Source organism: Flavobacterium aquaticum (assembly GCF_003259835.1).
Classification (GTDB): Bacteria; Bacteroidota; Bacteroidia; order Flavobacteriales; family Flavobacteriaceae; genus Flavobacterium; species Flavobacterium aquaticum.
The window spans coordinates 1-2,363 of sequence record NZ_QLMI01000019.1; the positions used below are offsets into that span (position 1 = coordinate 1).

Annotated in this window: 2 protein-coding genes; both read right to left on the reverse strand. The window is 34.4% G+C overall.

Annotated features, from left to right (window positions below):
• On the reverse strand, positions 1 to 1,466 hold a 1,466-nt coding region (locus B0I03_RS13070), incomplete at its 3' end, for a PD40 domain-containing protein (RefSeq protein ID WP_111567873.1).
• 20 nt (positions 1,467 to 1,486) lie between these two features.
• Positions 1,487 to 2,363 (reverse strand): PorP/SprF family type IX secretion system membrane protein (locus tag B0I03_RS13075; protein WP_111567874.1); only part of this gene is annotated, 877 nt, incomplete at its 5' end.

Sequence of the window (2,363 nt, forward strand, 5' to 3'; positions counted from 1 at the left end):
TCGTTCTCTGCTTTTTTTACTTCAAAAATACCACTCTCGTATCCTGATTTTGATACTTGTGTACTATAAGCTGTGTTACACATTACTCCTGTTAAAGTTTCTCCATTTAATGCCGTTGTTTGATTTGAAACTGTTTTTTGTTTCTCATCTACTAACATTACGGTAGCTCCTTCAATAACTTTTCCAGTTTTTGCATCTTTTACTCTTACTAATGCTTGTACGTTACACACTGGGTCTGCTTTAAAGATATCGTCGTTTCCATCTCTGTTACTTGAGAAGAATCCAACTTTCTTAGTTGCATTGTATGTAAAAGCAAAATCGTCTTTTGATGTATTTACTGGTTCGCCAACATTCATAGCTTCTGAACCTTTGTTTAAATCTATTTTGAATACATCTAATCCTCCAAAGCCTTGTTTTCCGTTTGATGAAAAGAATAAAATATTGTCATCAGTAATAAATGGAAAACTCTCGTTTGCTTCTGTATTTACTTTAGCTCCTAAGTTCTCTGGTGTTCCGTATTCGTCTCCGTTTACTGCTACTTTCCAGATATCTTCTCCTCCAAAGCCTCCTGGCATGTTAGATGAAAAGTACAATGTTTTTCCATCTTTGCTAATGCTTGGATTTCTTACATCGTATTCTTTGTTATTAAACGGAAGTGGTTTGCTGTTTGACCAGTTATCATCTTCTTTGGTAGCTTTATACAAATAGATTTTTCCAAACTTTGCGTTCTTTACTTTGTCTTTTGTAAACTCCTTTTCGTTAAAACTTTCACTACCATAGTACATCGTATTGCCATCGCTTGAAATACTTGCTGGTCCATCGTGCCATCTTGTATTTAGGTTATCTACCGCTACGGCATCGCTAATAGTACCGTTTGCGTTGTATGTAGCTCTGTAGATATCTAAGTAAGGCTCTTCGTTAAAGTTACTATTACGTTTTGATGTATTTCTAGCACTTGCAAAGTATACGTTGTTATCATTAGTAAGTACAGCTCCAAAATCGATTTTGTCGCTACTTACGTCTGATTTTACAATGTCGTATAATTTACTTTGTCCTTTTAATTCTGGAAGGTAATTAGGATTGCTCTTAAATGTTTTTGCTCTTTGATCGTTTGGTGCCAATTGTGCAAATTGTTGCATTTGTTTGTCTGCTTCCTTGAAGTTACCCTCTGCCTTTAGCATTTGTGCATATTTATAATACGTTTCTGCATCTTGCTTTTGCTCTACTACTTTAGCATACCATTTTACAGCATCTTTAGTATTAAATACATTATAGTAGCTCTCTGCTAATTGTTTGTAAACGTAGTTATCCGCTTTACTGCCTTCGGCTAGTTTTAAATATTCTTTGGCAGCATCTACATATTCATATCTATTGAATAGCTTATCTGCTGTTTTAGTATATTGATTTTGTGCACTAAGTATTCCACTTACCATCACAAAACTTAATGTTACATATAAATTTCTCATTGTACTCGTGTCGGTTTAGGTTAGAAGAATCTTGGTGAACTTGATACCTTTTTCGGGAAGTTCAAATCAAATAATAAGATAATCTCATGTGAAGATGGAGTAGTTACTTTCAAATCAGAAACAATATGATCGTAAGCATATCCTATGCGTAAACTCGGATTAATTGCATAGTTAATCATTGCTCCAAAACTGTCTTCTAAGCGATACGTAGCACCTACTTCGAATTTCTCATTAAACAAAAAATTTGTCGATAAATCCAACGATGTTGGTGCACTAAACGCTGACTTTAACATGAAAAATGGTTTGAACTTAACATTCTCATTAATATCAAACACATAACCTCCTGTTAAAAAATAATGCGAAGTCTCCGTTCCAAATTGCAATTCATCGCCTCCACGTTGAATATCTAAATGTGTTGACTTTAACATATTAGGAACCGATAATCCTAAATAATACTTGTTTGTATAATAGAAAAATCCTGAACCAAAATTAAAATAAGTATTGGTAATATCTTTACTAAAAGCGTCATCCCCTTGTTGAGGCAACGTGTAGTTAATATCACTAAACAATCCTACATTATGAAACGTTAAACCTAACTTAACTCCAAAGGCTAACTTATGTTCACCTCCTAAATTTAAGGTGTAAGAAAAATCCCCGTAAACATTGTTCTCCTCAACTGGACCTATCTTATCATTAATAAACGACAATCCTAATCCAACATTCTTACCAACAGGGGCATGTCCGAAAAATGTTCCTGTAGTAGGTGCATCCTCTATCTCAACCCATTGCTTTCTATACAACAAACCCATAGATAAGTTCTCCTTACTACCAGCATATGCCGGATTCATTACACTCATGTTATACATGTATTGCGTATAATGGGGATCTTGTTGTGCA